A 17513-nucleotide genomic window follows, 5' to 3' on the forward strand; every position below is an offset into this window, starting at 1 on the left:
GGTTTTCCCGGCTAATGCTATTCTGCCATCAGTAAAGTGATATGCGCCTTCGATGATTACTGCCCTGCGTCATTTCCTGGTTGACTCCTGGCTCGGCCGGGTGATTGCCTTTGTGGTCTTTGTTTCTTTTGTCGTTCTTGGGGGAACCTTTTTTGGAATGGGCGGCGGTATGGCCGGTCTGAACGGTGATACCGTGGTGCAGATTGGTACGCGCAAAATTACGCCTGTGGAGTTCCAGAAAGCGATCCAGCGGCATGTCGCTTTTGCTATGCAGCAGAATGGCGGTTCGGCAGATTTCCTGAAGACCCCTCAGGGGCGGCAGGAGGTTGGTCATGCAGCCCTGCGTAACCTCATTCTGGTGCATGAGGGAGAGCTGGCTGGTGAGCGGAATGGTCTCAATCCAAGCGATGAAACGATTCGTGAAGTCGTTTTCTCCATGCCGGATTTCAAAGACCCCAGCGGTAAGTTCGATCCCCGCAAGATGGATAATGTTCTGAAAGCCAGCAACCTGAGCCATCAGGACATGATTCTGGAAACACGGCGCATGCTTTACAGTGCTGCAACCATGTTTGCTTTCGGGCAGACAGTGCAGCCGCCGGCGCAGGAAGTGGACCTGATGGTGAATTATATCGGCCATGGTCAGGTGGTGGATATGGTCCGCTTGCCTTTCTCTCTGAGTGAGGTCTCCACCCAGCCGACTGATGAGCAGCTGAAACGGTATTATCAGAATCATCTCTGGCAGTTCCGTCAGCCGGAATACCGCCATGCCCGTATCGTGGTTATGACGGCAGGTAGTGTGGCAAAGACGATCCAGATTTCAGATGAAGACCTTCGGGCCTCTTATAATTTGAAAATGCAGGACCCGGCTGAGGCGGCTCGTTACAACAGCCCGGAACTGCGTTCCATTGAAGTGCTGGCCGTGGCAGATGAAGCAACAGCCAAGAAGCTTGCATCCGCATGGCAGGGCGGGAAAACATGGGCTGTTCTACAGAAACAGTATCCCAAGGCTATCCCGGCAACGCTGAATGATGCTCGTCTGACGGACCTGCCCGATGCGGCGCTGGGGAAAGTGGCTTTTGCTACACCGGCAGGCAAGGTTTCTGCTCCTGCCCAAACAGCAGCCGGGTGGAGTGTCGTGCATGTCCTGTCCATCAAGCCCGCCACGCATGTCAGCTTTGAGAGTCTGAAGGATAGCATCCGTGAGGACCTGGCAAATGAGCGTGCTGCATCCGTGCTGAAGGACCGTCAGAGAGCCTTTGAGGAGGCGGTGGCTGGGTCCACAACGCTGGATAAGGTGCCGGCTGATATTGGTGCGTTCCCTCTGGAGGGAAGTCTGGATGCGCATGGCAACCTGCCCGGTGGTGAGCCGGCCCCATTGCCGGGTGATGCAGCTCTGCGTCAGGCGCTGATTGAGCAGGTTTTCAGCCAGAAGAAGGATGAGCCGCCGCATGTTGTGACGGAGCCTGATGGCAGCGCATTTGCTGTGCTGGTGGATGACATCACACCGAGTAAGCAGAACAGCTATGAAACAGCCCAGCAGGCCGTGAAGGATGCATGGACAGCCGATGCTCAGAAACACGCTACGGAACAGCGTGCCACGGCACTGTTCCAGCAGGCGAAGAAAGAGGGGCTGCGTTCAGCTCTGGCAGGGCAGAAAGAAGACGCCATGCTTCAGAAGGATGAACATTTTTCCCGTCTTCAACTGCGGCATGATGTGCCGGAGCTTATCCTGAAGGCTGCTCTTGAGCTGAAGCCCGGGCAGACAGCCATGCTTCAGGCAGGGGATGGTTACTGGCTCGTGAATGTGACGGGGAGCTATGAAGAATCACCGACCCTGATGCAGGCCATCCGGCAGCGTATGGTTGCCCAGATGACGGCCGCCTATCGTAATGATCTTCAGGAGGCGCTGAGCATGTCTTACACCCGTGCGGCTCCCCCACGTCATTTCAACGCAGCTCTGTTCAACGATATTAATGACAGGGTACTCAGCATGATTTCAGGAAGGCTAGGTCAGCAGTGAGCAGGATTTTACATAGGGTAGAAGCGGCAGACCTGCTGACGCCGCTCTCTGTTTTTCTTCGTCTTTCCCGTCTGGCTGATGATCCTTACCGCCTTTTCTTCGAGAGTGTGGAAGGTGGTGAGGCCAGAGGGCGCTACTCCATCATTGCTCTGCTGCCGGATACAGTATGGCGCTGCAAAGATGGTCAGGCCTTCCGTGATGGTCAGAAAGAGGATGCGGCGCCACTTGTGTCATTGAAGGCACTTCTGGATGAAAGCCGGATGGAGCTGCCTGAGGGTATGCCGCCGATGATCGGCGGTGTTTTTGGTGTGCTGGGCTATGACATGGTCCGGCAGATGGAGGACCTCCCCAATCCACCGCCGAATGACTTGAATCTGCCGGAAGGGGTTATGATTCGTCCCCGGCTTTTTGCCGTGTTTGATACGGTGAAGGATGAGCTGATTCTGGCCACTCCTTTGCGGGATGGCGTGGATGCAGCGGAAGGTGAGGCTCTGCTGGCAGAGGCCGTAACGGCATTGCGTCAGCCCGTGCCTGATCCGGCAGAAACCCTGCCGGAAGGGAGCCACCTGGATGAACCTGTCTCCAATATCACCCATGAGGATTTCCTTCAGAAGGTGAAGACGGCGCAGGATTATATCGCTGCCGGTGATGCGTTCCAGATTGTGCCAAGTCAGCGTTTCACAACGGCTTTCCCGCTGTCATCTCTGGCGCTCTATCGTAGCCTGAGACGCATTAACCCAGCGCCTTTCCTGTTCCTGATGGAACTGGGTGAGTTTACCCTTGTGGGGTCGTCACCGGAGATTCTGGTGCGGATGCGGGATGGTATCGTGACGGTCCGTCCGCTGGCGGGCACTCGGCCCCGTGGGAAGGACCGTGAGCATGATCTGGCTCTGGAAAAAGAGCTTCTGGCCGATGGCAAGGAGCTCGCCGAACATCTCATGCTGATCGACCTTGGCCGTAATGATGTTGGACGTGTCTCCCAGCTAGGGACCGTGGAGGTGCCGGACCGTTTTGTGGTGGAACGCTACAGTCATGTCATGCATATTTCCTCCACCGTGACGGGGAAGGTGAAGCCGGATTGTGGTGCGCTGGATGCCCTGTCTGCAGCTTTCCCAGCCGGTACCCTGACAGGGGCTCCGAAGATACGCACCATGGAAATCATTGACGAGCTGGAGCCAACACGGCGTGGCCCTTATGCGGGTTGTGTTGGTTATTTCGGTGCTGATGGCGATATGGATACCTGTATTGGTCTGCGTATGGCCCTTCTGAAAGAGGGGCAGATGTATGTGCAGGCTGGCTGCGGCGTGGTCGCTGAGTCTGATCCGGAAGCCGAATATCAGGAGACAAGGGCAAAGGCCCGTGCGCTCTTTACGGCAGCAGAAGCGGCAATCAGGCAGGCTGTGCATAATGGGCGGCAGAGGGTTTCTGCAGAAGGGGGGTGTAAATCACCTTCCGGCGCATCATCTGAGAGAACAGATAAGACCTCTCAGACTGAGGAGACCGTCAGATGATTCTGCTGATTGATAATTATGACAGCTTCACCTTCAATCTGGTGCATCACTTTGGTGCGCTGGGGGTGGAGTGTGCTGTCAAACGCAATGATGCGCTGACTGCCGATCGTGCGCTGGAGATGAACCCGTCTGCCATCGTGCTGTCACCGGGGCCCTGTTCACCTGATGAGGCAGGCATCTGCTGTGAGTTGATTGAAAAGGCGGCCGGGAAGGTGCCTGTGCTTGGTGTCTGTCTGGGGCATCAGTCCATTGGGCAGGTGTTCGGGGCGGATGTCGTGCGGGCTTCCGTGCCGATGCATGGCAAGATTAATGCCATTCATCATGATGGCAGCGGGGTCTTCGCTGGTCTGCCGAACCCGGTGGATATGGTGCGCTATCACAGCCTGACGCTGGACCCGGCAAGCATTCCCGATTCACTCATCGTCAATGCGAAGACGGAAGATGGCGTCATCATGGGCGTGCGGCATCGGGAGTATCCGATTCACGGTGTGCAGTTCCATCCGGAGAGCATTGCGTCCAATTCCGGGCGTGAGCTGCTGGCTAACTTCCTCCGGCTGGCCAACGTCCTGCCGCAGAAAGAAGGTGCTGCTGGCTGATGGGGAGGCAGGACAAGCCTTTTGCACCTCTTTTGAAAAAAGTGGCTGCCGGAAAAGAGCTGGATGTTGCCGAGGCTGAACAGGCATTTATGCTCATCATGCAGGGGGCTGTTTCAGACATTGAATTATCGGCTTTTCTGACAGCCCTCCAGATGAGAGGCGAGACGGCAGAGGAGCTTGCCGGGGCTGTGCGTGCCGTCCGGCGCAACATGCAGGCTCTTGATGAGGTTCCAGAGGGGACAGTCGATGTCTGCGGGACGGGCGGGGATGGTCTGGGGACATTGAATGTCTCCACCGCTACGGCTTTTGTTCTGGCCGGGCTGGGCGTACCCGTGGCCAAGCATGGAGGCCGTGCCCTGTCATCTCGTGCAGGCGCTACGGATGTTCTGGAGGCTCTGGGCATCCCTGCGGAAGCCGACCATAGGCGGCAGGAAATGCGGTTGAAGGAAGGTCGGCTCGCTTTTCTGGCCGCTCCTTTCCATCATCCGGCTATGCGGATTGCGGCGCCGGTTCGCAAGCAGCTTGGTTTCAGGACATTATTCAATCTTCTGGGCCCGCTCTGCAATCCGGCACGGGTCCGGCGGCAGCTTGTGGGCGTGTTTGCGGAAGCATGGTGTCATCCTGTGGCGCAGGTGTTGGGGGAGCTTGGGGCTTTTTCCGCATGGGTTGTACATGGCCATACGGATGAAGGCGGTATTGACGAGCTGACACTTGCCGGACCGACTCATAATGAGGTGTGGGAAGGGGGGCGGATTATCTCTTTCGCACTGACGCCGGAGATGGCGGGTCTGCCCCATTATGAGATTGCTGCCCTCAAAGGGGGTGACCCGGCCAGCAATGCAAAGCGCATGATGAGCCTTTTTAGTGGAGAGGTAGGCTGTTATCGTGATACAGTCCTGCTGAATGCGGCGGTTGGCCTGCATGTTGCCGGTCGTGGCAATGTGCTCGAACATGGTCAGCTTTCTGTTCCTGCACTGCGGCGCAACATTGCCGAGGCCGCACGGTCTCTTGATGACGGGTTGGCTCATGAGGCTTTAATCCGTGCTCAAAGGGGTGTAAGTGCTCAGGACTGAACGCGAGAACCGTTCCTTAATGTTCCAAGGTAAAGATTCAGGACGAACATGATTTTTTTGCCACAGCGGTCGAGGGCTGCTTTTGCTCCTGTCGAGGACAGCGGACAGTTTCCGGTTTCTGGTGCATCTGCGGAGAGTAGTGCACAGGAAGCATCCAGCACGGAAGAGTCTCAGCCTGTTCCGGCAGATGGGGGGACAGACTGCCCTGTCGCTGGGGATGGCAGTGACGTGCTGGCCCGTATCTGTGCCCGGACCCGCCTTGATGTTGAGCAGCGCATGCAGGTCATGCCGCTGAAGGAAATTGCTGCTCGTGCCAAGGAGGTCTCTACACCGACCCGTGGGTTTGGTCAGGCGCTCCAGCACATCACGGCGGATAGGCGTGTTGGCCTTATTGCTGAGGTGAAGAAGGCATCGCCTTCCGCTGGTGTTCTGCGGCCTGATTACGATCCTGCCCAGATTGCCCGCTCTTATCAGAATGCCGGTGCAAGCTGCATTTCCGTTCTGACGGAGGGCTCCTGTTTTCATGGCAGTGTAGAGGACCTTCAGGCCGTACGGGCTGCTTGCAGCCTGCCCATTCTGCGGAAGGATTTCATTCTGGAGCCATGGCAGGTGCATGAAAGCCGTCTGATCGGTGCAGACTGCATTCTGCTCATCATGGCAGCGCTAAAGGAAGAAGAAGCCGTTGAGCTGATTGCTCTGGCCCGTGGGCTGGATATGGATGTGCTGCTTGAGGTGCATAATGAGGAGGAGCTGAACCGGGCACTTGCCTATGACAGCTTCCTGATCGGCATCAATAACCGCAACCTCAAGACGCTGAAAACGGACATTCAGACAACGCTGGACCTTGCCCCGCAGGTGCCGCCGGATCGTCTTGTCGTGTCCGAAAGTGGCATTGCCACGACAGAGGATCTGACGAAGGTTGGTGAGGCAGGCTGTAGTGCTGTTCTCGTGGGTGAGTCTTTGCTGCGTGAGGAAGATCCCGGCCTTGCCGCCCGGCGTTTGCTCGGTTTTTAAAAGAGTACTAACCCGGTATAAAAAGTGAGAGAGCGGGCTCTGACCCCGCTGGATTTCGGGGTGGAGTGTTGATACAACTCCGCCCACGCAAAGTTATTAGCCCCAGGAGAGTGTCATGGGTTCTATGACAGGTGCGCCGAGCCGCCAGAATGGCCCGGCGCTGTCAAAGGAAGAAATGGAGCGTGCCTACAGGGAGATGCTCCTGGTTCGCCGCTTTGAGGAAAAAGCTGGTCAGCTCTATGGTATGGGTTTGATTGGCGGTTTCTGTCATCTTTATATCGGTCAGGAAGCCGTTGTGGCGGGTATTGGCCTTGCCATGAAGAAAGGCGATCGGTCCATCACCTCATACCGCGATCATGGTCAGATGCTTGTTGCTGGCATGACAGCGCGTGGTGTCATGGCGGAGCTGACAGGTCGTGCAGGTGGCTATTCCCATGGTAAGGGTGGCTCCATGCATATGTTCTCCAAAGAACAGGAGTTCTACGGGGGGCATGGTATTGTTGGCGCACAGGTGGCCATCGGGACCGGCCTTGCTTTGACGAGTGCCTATAAGAAGGACGGTGCCGTTTCCATCGTCTATTTCGGCGAAGGCGCTTCCAATCAGGGGCAGGTCTATGAGAGCTTCAACCTTGCCGCCCTGCACAAGCTGCCCTGCCTCTATGTGATCGAGAATAACCGCTACGGTATGGGTACGTCCATTGAGCGTTCTTCTGCTTCGAAGGACCTTTCAAAGAACGCGGCTCCGTGGGGTATTCCGTCCCGTAAGGTGGATGGCATGGATGTGGCTGCTGTCTATCAGGCTGCCAAGGAAGCTATGGAACATTGCCGTTCTGGCAAGGGGCCCTTCCTGCTGGAAATGGAAACCTACCGTTATCGTGGTCATTCCATGTCCGACCCGGCAAAATATCGTAAGCGCTCAGAAGTGGACGAGATGCGCCGGACACGTGACCCGATCGAAGCTCTGAAAGCAGAAATGATCAAGCACGGTATTGATGAATCCTTCTTCAAAGCAGTGGAAAAAGATGTGAAGGCCACTGTGAAGGATGCTGCCGAATTTGCAGAAACCAGCCCTGAGCCGGATGCGTCCGAGCTCTGGACCGATGTTCTGGTGGGGGAATAAGTCATGGCCTCTCCTATTCTTATGCCCGCTCTTTCTCCGACCATGGAGGAAGGCACTCTGGCCCGTTGGGTCAAGAAAGAAGGTGACGTGGTCAAGCCCGGCGAAGTGATCGCCGAGATTGAGACCGACAAGGCCACCATGGAAATGGAAGCCGTTGAGGAAGGTGTTCTGGGGCGTATCCTCATCACCGAGGGGACGGATCATGTGGCTGTAAACACGCCCATCGCCGTTCTTCTGGAAGAAGGTGAAGATGCTTCCGCTGCGGATGCTCTGGACCTTGGCCCGAAGGCTGAGCCTAAGGCAAAGGTGGAAAAGAACATTCCGGCTCCGGCCTCTGCTCCCAAGGCTCCGGCTAGCAGCTCCACAGTAGAAACTACTGAGCCAGAATGGGGTGAGACAGCCGAGATCACAGTGCGTGAAGCGCTGCGTGATGCCATGGCTGCCGAGATGCGCCGTGATGAAGATGTCTTCCTGCTCGGTGAAGAAGTCGCCCAGTATCAGGGCGCTTATAAGGTCAGTCAGGGTCTGCTGGACGAGTTCGGTGCTAAGCGTGTCATGGACATGCCGATCACGGAGCATGGTTTCACAGGTATGGCCGTTGGTGCCGCCCTCTCTGGCGTGAAGCCGATCGTTGAGTTCATGACGATGAACTTCTCCCTGCAGGCGGTGGATCACATCATCAACTCGGCCGCTAAGACACGTTATATGTCCGGCGGTCAGATGTCCTGCCCGATCGTGTTCCGTGGTCCCAACGGGGCGGCTGCCCGTGTTGGTGCCCAGCATTCCCAGTGCTTCGGCAGCTGGTATGCCCATATCCCGGGACTGAAGGTTGTGGCTCCGTGGTCTGCCGCTGATGCCAAGGGTCTGCTCCGTGCGGCCATTCGTGATCCGAACCCGGTTGTGGTTCTGGAAAATGAGATTCTGTACGGTAAGAAGTTCCCGTGCCCGGTAGATGAAGACTTCATCCTGCCGATTGGCAAGGCCAAGATTGAGCGTGAAGGTAAGGATGTAACGCTGGTGGCGTTCTCCATCATGGTCGGTGTGGCTCTGGAGGCTGCTGAGCTTCTGGCCGAGCAGGGCATTGATGCTGAGGTCATCAACCTGCGGACTCTGCGCCCTCTGGATACGGAAACGATCATCAAGAGCGTGAAGAAGACCAGCCGTATCGTATCGGTGGAAGAAGGCTGGCCTGTCGCAGGTATTGGCTCCGAAATCTGCACCATTGCGGTTGAGCAGGCTTTTGACTGGCTGGATGCGCCTCCGGCTCGTGTCTGTGGGCTGGATATTCCTCTCCCTTATGCAGCAAATCTGGAGAAGCTGGCTCTGCCCAAGCCGGAATGGATTGTTGAAGCTGTGCGCAAGCAGTTTGGAGACTGAAACCAATGGCGATCAATATTTTAATGCCGGCCCTGTCTCCGACCATGACGGAAGGGACTGTTGCCCGCTGGCTTAAAAAAGAAGGTGACATGATCCAGTCTGGCGATGTGATCGCCGAGATTGAGACCGACAAGGCCACCATGGAAGTGGAAGCCGCGGATGAGGGTATCCTCGGGAAAATCCTCATCCCGGAGGGGACCGAGAATGTCGCCGTGAAAACCCCGATCGCCATTCTGGTGGACGAGGGTGAAGACGTTCCGGACGCTCCGGCTGCCGGTAACAAGCCTGCGGTAGAGGAAAAGACCGAGGCCAAGGCGGAAAAACCGGCCCCGATCGAAATTTCTTCTTTCGATCCCGATAAGAAGCCTGCTGTGGTTGACAAGGGCAAGGGCGAGCGTATTTTCATTTCTCCGTTGGCCCGCCGTGTGGCTAAAGAGCATGGGGTCGATATTGCCAGCCTGACAGGGACAGGCCCTAATGGCCGTATCCTGCGCCGTGACGTAGAGAAGGCGAAGGGGCAGAAGCCTGCTCCGGCGGCCCATTCTGCGGCACCAGCAGCGGGCCATGTCGAGCATGTGAAGCATTCTGGCATGCGGAAGGTCATTGCCCGCCGCCTGACAGAGTCCAAGACACAGGTTCCGCATTTCTATGTCTCGGTTGATATCGAGCTGGATGCCCTGCTGGCTCTGCGCAGCCAGCTGAACAAGGCTCTTGAGGCTGAAGGCTGCAAGATTTCCGTCAATGACATGGTCATCAAGGCCGTAGCATTGGCTCTGAAGAAGCTGCCGGGTCTGAATGTCCAGTTCACCGAAGCCGAGATGCTGCATTTTGAGGATGTGGACATTTCCATGGCTGTCTCCATACCGGATGGGCTGGTGACGCCGGTCATCCGTCAGGCTGACCGCAAGAGCCTCAAGGAAATCAGTCAGGAGGCCCGCAGCCTTGCGACCCGTGCTCGTGATGGCAAACTCTCTCCTGAGGATTATCAGGGCGGGACGTTCTCCATCTCCAACATGGGCATGTTTGGCGTGAAGGATTTCGCCGCCATCATCAATCCGCCGCAGGCTGCCATCCTGGCCGTTGCCTCTGGTGAGAAACGCCCTGTGGTGCGGGATGGTGAGCTGGCTGTGGCAACTGTCATGACAGCCACGCTCTCGGTGGATCATCGTGCCGTGGATGGTGCTCTTGGTGCGCAGTGGCTCAATGTGCTGCGTGACCTTATTCAGAACCCTTATTCTCTGGTGCTTTGATTCATGTCTGACCTTTTTGATCTTATTGTGATCGGTGGCGGTCCGGGGGGCTATGTGGCCGCCCTGCGGGCCAGCCAGCTTGGTATGAATGTGGCTCTGGTAGAGAGCACCCATATGGGCGGCGTGTGCCTCAACTGGGGTTGTATCCCCACAAAGGCCCTGCTGCGTTCCGCTGAGGTGTATCATACGCTGGGTCATCTTCAGGAATATGGCCTTTCTGCCAGTCAGCCGTCCTTTGACCTTGCTGCTATCGTGAAGCGCTCTCGTGGCGTGGCAGACAGGATGGGCAAGGGCGTTGCTCACCTGCTGAAGAAGGCCAAGGTCAAGACCTTTGATGGTCGTGGCAAGTTGGCCGGTCGTGCAGGGGAGGCCCATAAGGTCTCCATCACGAAGGACGGCAAGGAAACGGGGCAGATCCGTGCACCACATGTCATTCTGGCTACCGGGGCACGGGGGCGTCAGCTTCCCGGTCTGGAGACGGATGGTAAGCTCATCTGGGGTGCCCGTGAGGCCATGACGCCGGATACGCTGCCCAAGCGTCTTCTGGTCATTGGTTCCGGTGCCATTGGCATTGAGTTCGCCTCCTTCTACCGTGACCTTGGCTGTGAGGTGACGATTGCCGAGGTGGCTGATCGTATCCTCATGACAGAAGATGCCGAGATCAGCGCACAGGCGCATAAGGCCTTCGAGAAGCGTGGCATGACCATCCATATGGGTGCCAAGGTCGGTCCGCTGAAGAAGGGTGCCAATGAGGTCTCCACCACGATCGAAACGGCCAAGGGCAAGGTTGATCTGACGGTGGACCGTGTGATCTGCGCTGTTGGTATTGTTGGCAATGTGGAAGACCTCGGTCTTGAGGGCACGAAGGTCAAGGTTGACCGTTCTCACATCCAGACAGACGAGTTCTGCCGTACGGGTGAACCGGGTATCTACGCCATTGGTGACGTGGCGGCTCCGCCGTGGCTGGCTCACAAGGCAAGCCATGAAGGTGTGATCTGTGTTGAGAAGATCAGTGGCCGTTCTCCGGAACCGCTGCATGCCCGCAACATTCCGGGCTGCATCTATGCTCGCCCGCAGGTCGCTTCCGTGGGGCTGAGTGAGGAGAAGGCCAAGGCAGAGGGCTATAAGGTCCGTGTCGGGCGTTTCCCCTTCCTTGCCAACGGTAAGGCTGTAGCCATGGGTGAGCCAGACGGCATGACGAAGACGGTCTTCGATGCCGAAACAGGCGAGCTGCTTGGTGCTCATATGATCGGCTCCGAAGTGACGGAGATGATTCAGGGGTATGTCATCGCCCGCACGGGTGAGCTGACAGATGCTGAGCTGATGGAAACAGTCTTCCCGCATCCGACCATTTCCGAGACGATGCATGAGGCTGTCCTTGCCGCTTACGAGGGTGCACTGCACATCTAATTCATGGTTCAGCGTATCGTTATCAATCATCAGCGGGAGCGTATGGCGGCCATACGCCATCCAGAAAAAGCCCACCGGCCGGATAACCCGATCCAGAAGAAACCTTCATGGATTCGGGTGAAGGCTCCGGGCAACAATCCCGTCTATGATGAAACAAGAGAGCTGATGCGCAAGCATGGCCTGGCGACTGTCTGTGAAGAAGCAGCCTGCCCGAATATCGGGGAGTGCTGGTCCCAGCGCCATGCGACCATGATGATCATGGGCGAGATATGTACGAGGGCCTGCGCCTTCTGTAACGTCACGACAGGTCTGCCCAACAAGCTGGACCCTGACGAGCCCGCTCATGTGGCAGAGGCTGTGGCCAAGCTGGGGCTGAAGCATGTGGTCATCACATCCGTGGATCGTGATGACCTGCCTGATGGTGGGGCCCAGCATTTTGCTGATGTGATTGCTGCTGTTCGGGCATCTTCCCCCGACACGACCATCGAAATCCTGACACCGGACTTTCTGCGGAAGCCGGGTGCACTGGAAGTGGTGGTGGAAGCCCGACCTGACGTGTTCAATCATAACATCGAGACTGTTCCTCGGCTTTATCCGGGTATTCGTCCGGGTGCCCGCTACTATCAGTCCGTCCGCCTTCTGGATGACGTCAAGAAGCTTGATCCGTCTATCTTCACCAAATCCGGTATGATGCTGGGATTGGGTGAGGAAAAGATGGAAGTAGCGCAGGTGATGGATGATTTCCGTATTGCGGATGTCGACTTCCTGACTCTGGGGCAGTATTTGCAGCCAACGGTTAAACATGCTGCGGTAAAGTCATTCGTCACACCGGATGAATTTGCTGATTATGGGGCTATGGCCCGTGCAAAGGGCTTTCTTCAGGTCAGTTCATCGCCGTTGACCCGGTCTTCCTATCATGCGGATCGGGACTTTGCCGAACTGCGTGAGGCCCGGGCACGCCGTCTGAAAAAAGGTCAGGATTGATGCCGACACATGCCGAGCAGAGAGTGATCCCGTACTCCGCTGAGCAGCTTTTCGATCTAGTGGCGGATGTGGGTAAATATCCCGAGTTTCTGCCATGGTGTGTCCGTTCCGTTGTCCGGTCCCGTACGGAACATGAGCTGCTGGCTGATTTGACAATCGGCTTTGGGCCGTTTCGGGAGAGCTATACAAGCCGTGTACGGCTGGAGCGTCCCGATCGTATCATCGTGGGTTATGAGCGTGGTCCTTTTAAGCATCTCAAGAATGTCTGGACCTTCACCCCGGAAGGGCAGGGGTGCCGTGTTGATTTCTTCGTGGATTTCGAGTTTCGGTCTCGTCTTCTGCGGAATGCTATCGGGATGGTCTTCAATGAGGGTGTTCGCCTCATGGTGAAGGCTTTTATTACACGGGCAGGTAAGATTTACGGGCCACCCAAGGGGAACGACCAGCAGCTTCCGTAAAGAGAATGCTTCGCCGTAGTAAAAATACGGCAGATAGAAAGCTGTTTTTTATGTAATATTTCTTTTAGATAAGTGTGATTGTCTTGAAGAAATATTCGTCCTAAAATACCCCCATCATCACATGGAAGGATGATTGAGGAGGATTTTATGAAGAAACTGTCCCTTTCTGCTATCGCCCTGATCGGTCTGACAGCTGCTGCCGCTCCGGCTTTTGCTGCTGATGCTACACACACAGGTGCTGCTCACCACGCTCGTGGCGCTCACCACCACCACGGCAAGAAGTGCGGCATGAAGCATGCTGCTCCGAAGAAGGAAGACGGCAAGGCTCCGCAGGCTACTGACGACCTGAATGCGTCTTCCCTGCAGAAGTCCGCTCAGCCGGCTGCTCCGCAGGCCCCGGCCCCGCAGGCTCCTTCTCAGCAGCCTGTTCCGGATGCAGCTCCGGCTAACTGATCGCAGACATCTGTCTGTCAGTGGGAAAGGCGGCCCTCAATGGGCCGCTTTTTTTGTAGCTAGAGCATAAAGAGACATGTCCGTCTCAATATGTTCAATATAGAAGCGGGTCTCTTTGTATGGGATCAGCATAATCCAGCGTAACATGGTTTCTTCATCCGCTGTGGTCGGGGAGGCTGGGCTATTCATTTGTGTCTGCCACTGTTGGGAGCGGGACGGGCCCGCATTATAGGCCGCCAGTGCATAGGGCAGCACATTGCCAAAGCGGGCGTACAGGTCCGCCATGAACAGGCTCCCGATTGTAATGTTGATGTTCGGATCGAGTAGGTTGAGCGGAGAGGTCAGCCTGTAAGGTAGTTGATGACGGCGGGCTGTTTCCTGCGCTGTTGGGAAAAGAAGCTGGGTTAGTCCAAGAGCGTGGCGGGGGCTGACAGCAAATTCATCCATGCTGCTTTCCTGTCGGATCAAGGCAGGCATCAGGCCATCCGGTAGGGGTGAAGGAATTGCAACATCAAGAGTAGGATATCCTGCCGGATAAAGAGAGCTTCCCTGACGCATCATCTGGCGTGAGGCCAGAATGGCGGCTTTGGGCAGATTCATGGAGAGAGCTAGTCGGGCAATGGCGGGTTGGGCTGCCTTGTCCCCCTGTGTCCGTGCCTGAAGGAAGGTGAGGAACAGGGAGGCGTTCATCATGTCGCCTGCCTGTTGAAGCCGTGTTGCCGCATCTACGAGGTCTGGACGGGGAAGCCTTCCGCCGGGAGGGGGGGCGGGAAGTTTGTCTAACTGTTGTTTCAGGGCTGCTAGAAAGCGGTCGTCTCGTGTACTTGATGTCAGAAAAGGGGTGCGGAGTGTCTGGGCCAGAGCAAGCTGGCCATAAAATGTCGTGGGTAATGAGGCTGCTTTTTTGTAGAGGGTCATCGCATCATTGGCGTGACGGGCTTCTGCTGTTCGTGCCATCCAGTAGAGGCCGGTGGCCTGCCTGTTTAGATCTGTTTCGGTAGAGAGTGCTTTGAAATGAGGCAGTGCCTGATCCGGATCATGCAGGAGGGTAAGGGCTACATAGCCTGCCATGAGGTGGCTGTCGGGCGTGTGGGCGCCGGCCGGAATGGTATTGAGGAGATCGAAGCTGATTCTGGCAGCGTCCGGTGTGTTTGAGCGGAGCAGAGCACGGACAAAACTTGTGCGTTCATCCTGCCATTGCACGGAGGTCGGAGCAGGGCGGATGACGGTTTGCGTTATGTTGGCCTGTTGCCAGAGTTGCTGGGCTTCATCCAGCCTGTCATGTAGTCGCAGATATTTCAGCCGATAATAGGTTAGTGCGGCATCGTTGTTGCCAGCGCTGTTCCAGAAGGCAGAATCTGCGTCAGGTGTGGCAAAGCGGTTAGCCAGTCTGGGGTTCAGCAAGGGCCGCATATCGGCAGGTAGACGTTGAAGCTGTTGCCGGGCTGCGGCAAGTGAACCTGTACTTTCCAGCTTGCCATAGCGTTTCAGGTCATCGTCAGCTGTCAGGAAAGAGGAAAAACGAGCAAGAAACAGACGGGTCTCATCAGGTCCCATGTCCATCTCTCTCCAGAGCTGTCTTGCTCGTGCGGGCAGGTCCGGCAGAAAAGACGCGCAGGCTGAGAGGAGAGCACGCTGGGTTATAGGAAAGGCCGGGCAGAATGTGCGGCGTGTCTGGGGGGATGCATCTGCCAGAAGGGCCTTTTCATAACGGCTTTCAATCCGTTTCTGCAAAGGCCATGCAGGTTGCTGGTGAAGAAATGCCGCATAACGGCTGACAGGATAGGCGGTTCCACCGGGGGCGGTCAGGGCCTTCCATTCATTAAGGCGGGAAGATGTGGCTTGCGAGGTGGCAGGAGGTGGCACAAGGCCAAGTTCACGTTCCAGTGTGCGGTCTGTGTCATCTCCCATGGCTGTCGTGGTTAGACAGAAAAAGCTGCCTAAGAGGAGAAGGGCTGTCCGGCGGGCTGTTGTCATGGCGTCAGTGGATGAGAAAGGCGTCATGATACCCCCGAATGATAAGGTGGATACTGAGCCCTATCATGATGACCAGTCCCGCCCAGCCTGCCCAACGCAGACGAAGCATGAGGGCCGGGGTAAGCATGACACCAAATGTGATGACGAGAATTGAAACGATCAGCCCGATGATGAGGATGGCGTGATGATTGACGGAAATGCAGGCAACACCCAGAATATTGTCGAGACCAAGGGCAAGGTCCGCAATAATGATCTGCGGTATGGCTTCGGCCAGACTGGTGGAATGGGTGCTTTCTTCCTCCGGGGCAGGCCGGGTGAGCGTGCGGAAAAGAGCCCAGCTTGTCCATAGCAGCAGAATGCCTGCCGCAATCTTGGTGTAGGAGAATATGAGAAGGTCACTCAGGATGAGAGTCAGGCCGATCCTGAGGAAGGCGGCCAGCATTGTCCCGAATATCAGGGCCTTACGCCGGCATGACAGGATAGCCTGCCGTGAGGAGCGTTCCTGAATCTCGCCATCGGGTCTGGTCGGTCTTATGCTGTCGATGATCCGTTTAAGGATCACCACATTGTAACCGCTGAGAGCCAGATTGAGGATGATGGTCAGGCAGACCATCAGGATGAAATAGGTAGGAGACATGGCCATACTATACGTTGTCAGTGTCCAGCATATATCATTGTTCTCGACCGTATAGACGGAAAATACACCAGATGTGAGGCAGATCATTCATCCGGAGTATGATGCTGGCCGTGCTACTACGCCCTCTGCAAAAGCAGATCTATTCTCCTTATCACCTCTGGGCAAAAGGGTACCATTTAGGCTAATCAGGGCTGGATTGCTTTTCCTGCAGGAGTTACGTCATGGTTCCCCGCTATTCGCGCCCTCGGATGACGGCCATCTGGTCCCCTGTCAACCGTTACCGCATCTGGTTCGAGATCGAGGCTCTGGCCTGTGAGGCCCTCGCCCGTAGGGGAGAAATCCCGGAGGAGGCTGCCAAGGTCATCCGTACCAAGGGCGATGCGGCTATGGCGGCATTCTCCGATGCAGACGTGGCCCGGATTGATGAGATTGAAGCGGAAACCCGTCATGATGTCATTGCCTTCCTGACATGGCTGGCGGAGAAAGTCGGGCCGGAAAGCCGTTTTGTCCATATGGGCATGACATCTTCCGATGTGCTGGATACCTGCCTTGCCGTGCAGCTGACGCAGGCCACAGACATTCTTCTGGAGGATATGGATATCCTCCTTGCTGCGCTGAAGAAGCGTGCGCATGAGCATAAGCACACCGTCACCATCGGGCGCAGCCATGGCATTCATGCGGAGCCGATGAGCTTCGGCCAGAAGCTGGCTGGTCACTATGCTGAGTTCGCCCGTAACCGCCGCCGTCTTGAAGTCGCTCGTGAGGAAATCGCCATCTGTGCCATTTCCGGGGCTGTGGGAACTTATGCCCATATCTCTCCAGAAGTGGAAGAATATGTGGCGAAGCATCTGGGTCTGAAGGCTGAATCTGTCTCCACACAGGTGATCCCCCGTGATCGTCACGCAGCCTTCTTCTGTGCTCTTGGCGTGATCGCCAGCGGCATTGAGCGTCTGGCAACGGAAGTGCGCCACCTTCAGCGTTCTGAAGTGCGTGAAGCCGAGGAATTCTTCCATGCTGGCCAGAAGGGCAGCTCGGCCATGCCGCATAAGCGGAACCCGGTTCTGTCTGAAAATCTGACAGGTCTGGCCCGTCTGATCCGTTCCTATGTTACTCCGGCGCTGGAGAATGTGGCTCTGTGGCACGAGCGTGACATCAGCCACTCCTCCGTGGAGCGGAACATCTGCCCGGATGGCACGATTACGCTGGATTTTGCACTGGCCCGTCTGTCTGGCATGATGGAGAAGCTGGTGGTCTATCCGGACCAGATGCTTGCCAATGTGGAAAGCCTTGGCGGTGTGGTGCATTCTGGCGAGGTTCTTCTGGTGCTGGCCCGTGCTGGTATTTCCCGTGAGGATGCTTATCGTATCGTCCAGCGTGCCGCCATGGAGACATGGACCAAGCTTGGCACCCCGGAAGGCCGGACCTTCCGTGAGAATCTGGAAGCCGATCCTGCCGTTGCCGAACGGGTTGAGAAAGCCGTCCTTGATGATGCGCTGGACCCGGCACGTCATCTGCGTGCCGTGGATCAGATTTTCGCCCGCATTTTTGGCTAAGGACCCGGCGGGGATAATCCCGTCTGATCGCAGTCTCGTATAAGGGCACCCGGCTGTGCTAGGGTGCCCGGACGAACCTG

General features: G+C 56.5%; 15 protein-coding genes. 13 read left to right on the top strand and 2 right to left on the bottom strand.

The window, feature by feature from the left end:
* Window positions 1–52: 52 nt before the first annotated feature.
* The 12 genes from NQF86_RS02530 to NQF86_RS02585 all read left to right on the top strand — a co-directional run bounded on the left by NQF86_RS02530 (window position 53) and on the right by NQF86_RS02585 (window position 13266).
* Window positions 53–2020, top strand: coding sequence for a peptidylprolyl isomerase (locus NQF86_RS02530; protein WP_266116027.1), 1968 nt, complete (start codon window positions 53–55; stop codon window positions 2018–2020).
* A complete protein-coding gene (gene trpE, locus NQF86_RS02535) occupies window positions 2017–3531 on the top strand; it encodes an anthranilate synthase component I (RefSeq protein WP_266116028.1) in 1515 nt (504 codons plus the stop codon). The genes NQF86_RS02530 and trpE overlap by 4 nt, the downstream gene beginning before the upstream one ends.
* Window positions 3528–4127, top strand: coding sequence for an anthranilate synthase component II (locus NQF86_RS02540; RefSeq protein WP_266116029.1), 600 nt, complete (start codon window positions 3528–3530; stop codon window positions 4125–4127). The genes trpE and NQF86_RS02540 overlap by 4 nt, the downstream gene beginning before the upstream one ends.
* Window positions 4127–5200 (top strand): anthranilate phosphoribosyltransferase, encoded by a 1074-nt coding sequence (gene trpD / locus NQF86_RS02545; RefSeq protein WP_266116030.1) that lies wholly within the window; start codon window positions 4127–4129, stop codon window positions 5198–5200. Before NQF86_RS02540 ends, trpD begins: the two co-directional genes overlap by 1 nt.
* 48 nt (window positions 5201–5248) lie before the next feature.
* Window positions 5249–6214, top strand: coding sequence for an indole-3-glycerol phosphate synthase TrpC (gene trpC / locus NQF86_RS02550; RefSeq protein WP_266116031.1), 966 nt, complete (start codon window positions 5249–5251; stop codon window positions 6212–6214).
* Window positions 6215–6329: 115 nt separating this feature from the next.
* On the top strand, window positions 6330–7334 hold the full coding sequence (gene pdhA / locus NQF86_RS02555; RefSeq protein ID WP_266116032.1) for a pyruvate dehydrogenase (acetyl-transferring) E1 component subunit alpha: 1005 nt from the start codon (window positions 6330–6332) through the stop codon (window positions 7332–7334).
* A gap of 3 nt (window positions 7335–7337) precedes the next feature.
* A complete protein-coding gene (locus NQF86_RS02560) occupies window positions 7338–8711 on the top strand; it encodes a pyruvate dehydrogenase complex E1 component subunit beta (RefSeq protein ID WP_266116033.1) in 1374 nt (457 codons plus the stop codon).
* 5 nt (window positions 8712–8716) lie between these two features.
* Window positions 8717–9961 carry a pyruvate dehydrogenase complex dihydrolipoamide acetyltransferase gene (locus NQF86_RS02565; protein WP_266116034.1) on the top strand — a complete coding sequence of 415 codons (1245 nt, stop codon included), beginning with the start codon at window positions 8717–8719 and terminating at the stop codon, window positions 9959–9961.
* Between the two features lie 3 nt (window positions 9962–9964).
* Entirely contained in the window at window positions 9965–11371 is a 1407-nt protein-coding gene (gene lpdA, locus NQF86_RS02570; protein ID WP_266116035.1) for a dihydrolipoyl dehydrogenase, read from the top strand.
* A 3-nt stretch (window positions 11372–11374) separates the two neighbouring features.
* Window positions 11375–12355 carry a lipoyl synthase gene (lipA, locus tag NQF86_RS02575; protein WP_266116036.1) on the top strand — a complete coding sequence of 327 codons (981 nt, stop codon included), beginning with the start codon at window positions 11375–11377 and terminating at the stop codon, window positions 12353–12355.
* Window positions 12355–12813 (top strand): type II toxin-antitoxin system RatA family toxin, encoded by a 459-nt coding sequence (locus NQF86_RS02580; RefSeq protein WP_266116446.1) that lies wholly within the window; start codon window positions 12355–12357, stop codon window positions 12811–12813. Before lipA ends, NQF86_RS02580 begins: the two co-directional genes overlap by 1 nt.
* A 147-nt stretch (window positions 12814–12960) precedes the next feature.
* Window positions 12961–13266 carry a hypothetical protein gene (locus NQF86_RS02585; RefSeq protein WP_266116037.1) on the top strand — a complete coding sequence of 102 codons (306 nt, stop codon included), beginning with the start codon at window positions 12961–12963 and terminating at the stop codon, window positions 13264–13266.
* Between the two features lie 36 nt (window positions 13267–13302).
* Here NQF86_RS02585 and NQF86_RS02590 read toward each other — a convergent pair whose 3' ends face one another.
* Entirely contained in the window at window positions 13303–15270 is a 1968-nt protein-coding gene (locus NQF86_RS02590; RefSeq protein ID WP_266116038.1) for a lytic transglycosylase domain-containing protein, read from the bottom strand.
* A complete protein-coding gene (locus NQF86_RS02595) occupies window positions 15248–15967 on the bottom strand; it encodes a TerC family protein (protein ID WP_266116039.1) in 720 nt (239 codons plus the stop codon). Before NQF86_RS02595 ends, NQF86_RS02590 begins: the two co-directional genes overlap by 23 nt.
* 134 nt (window positions 15968–16101) lie before the next feature.
* Here NQF86_RS02595 and purB point away from each other — a divergent pair, with 134 nt between their 5' ends.
* A complete protein-coding gene (gene purB, locus NQF86_RS02600; protein ID WP_266116040.1) occupies window positions 16102–17433 on the top strand; it encodes an adenylosuccinate lyase in 1332 nt (443 codons plus the stop codon).
* The last annotated feature ends 80 nt before the right edge of the window (window positions 17434–17513 follow it).

The organism is Bombella pluederhausensis (assembly GCF_026385525.1).
Taxonomy (GTDB): Bacteria; Pseudomonadota; Alphaproteobacteria; order Acetobacterales; family Acetobacteraceae; genus Bombella; species Bombella pluederhausensis.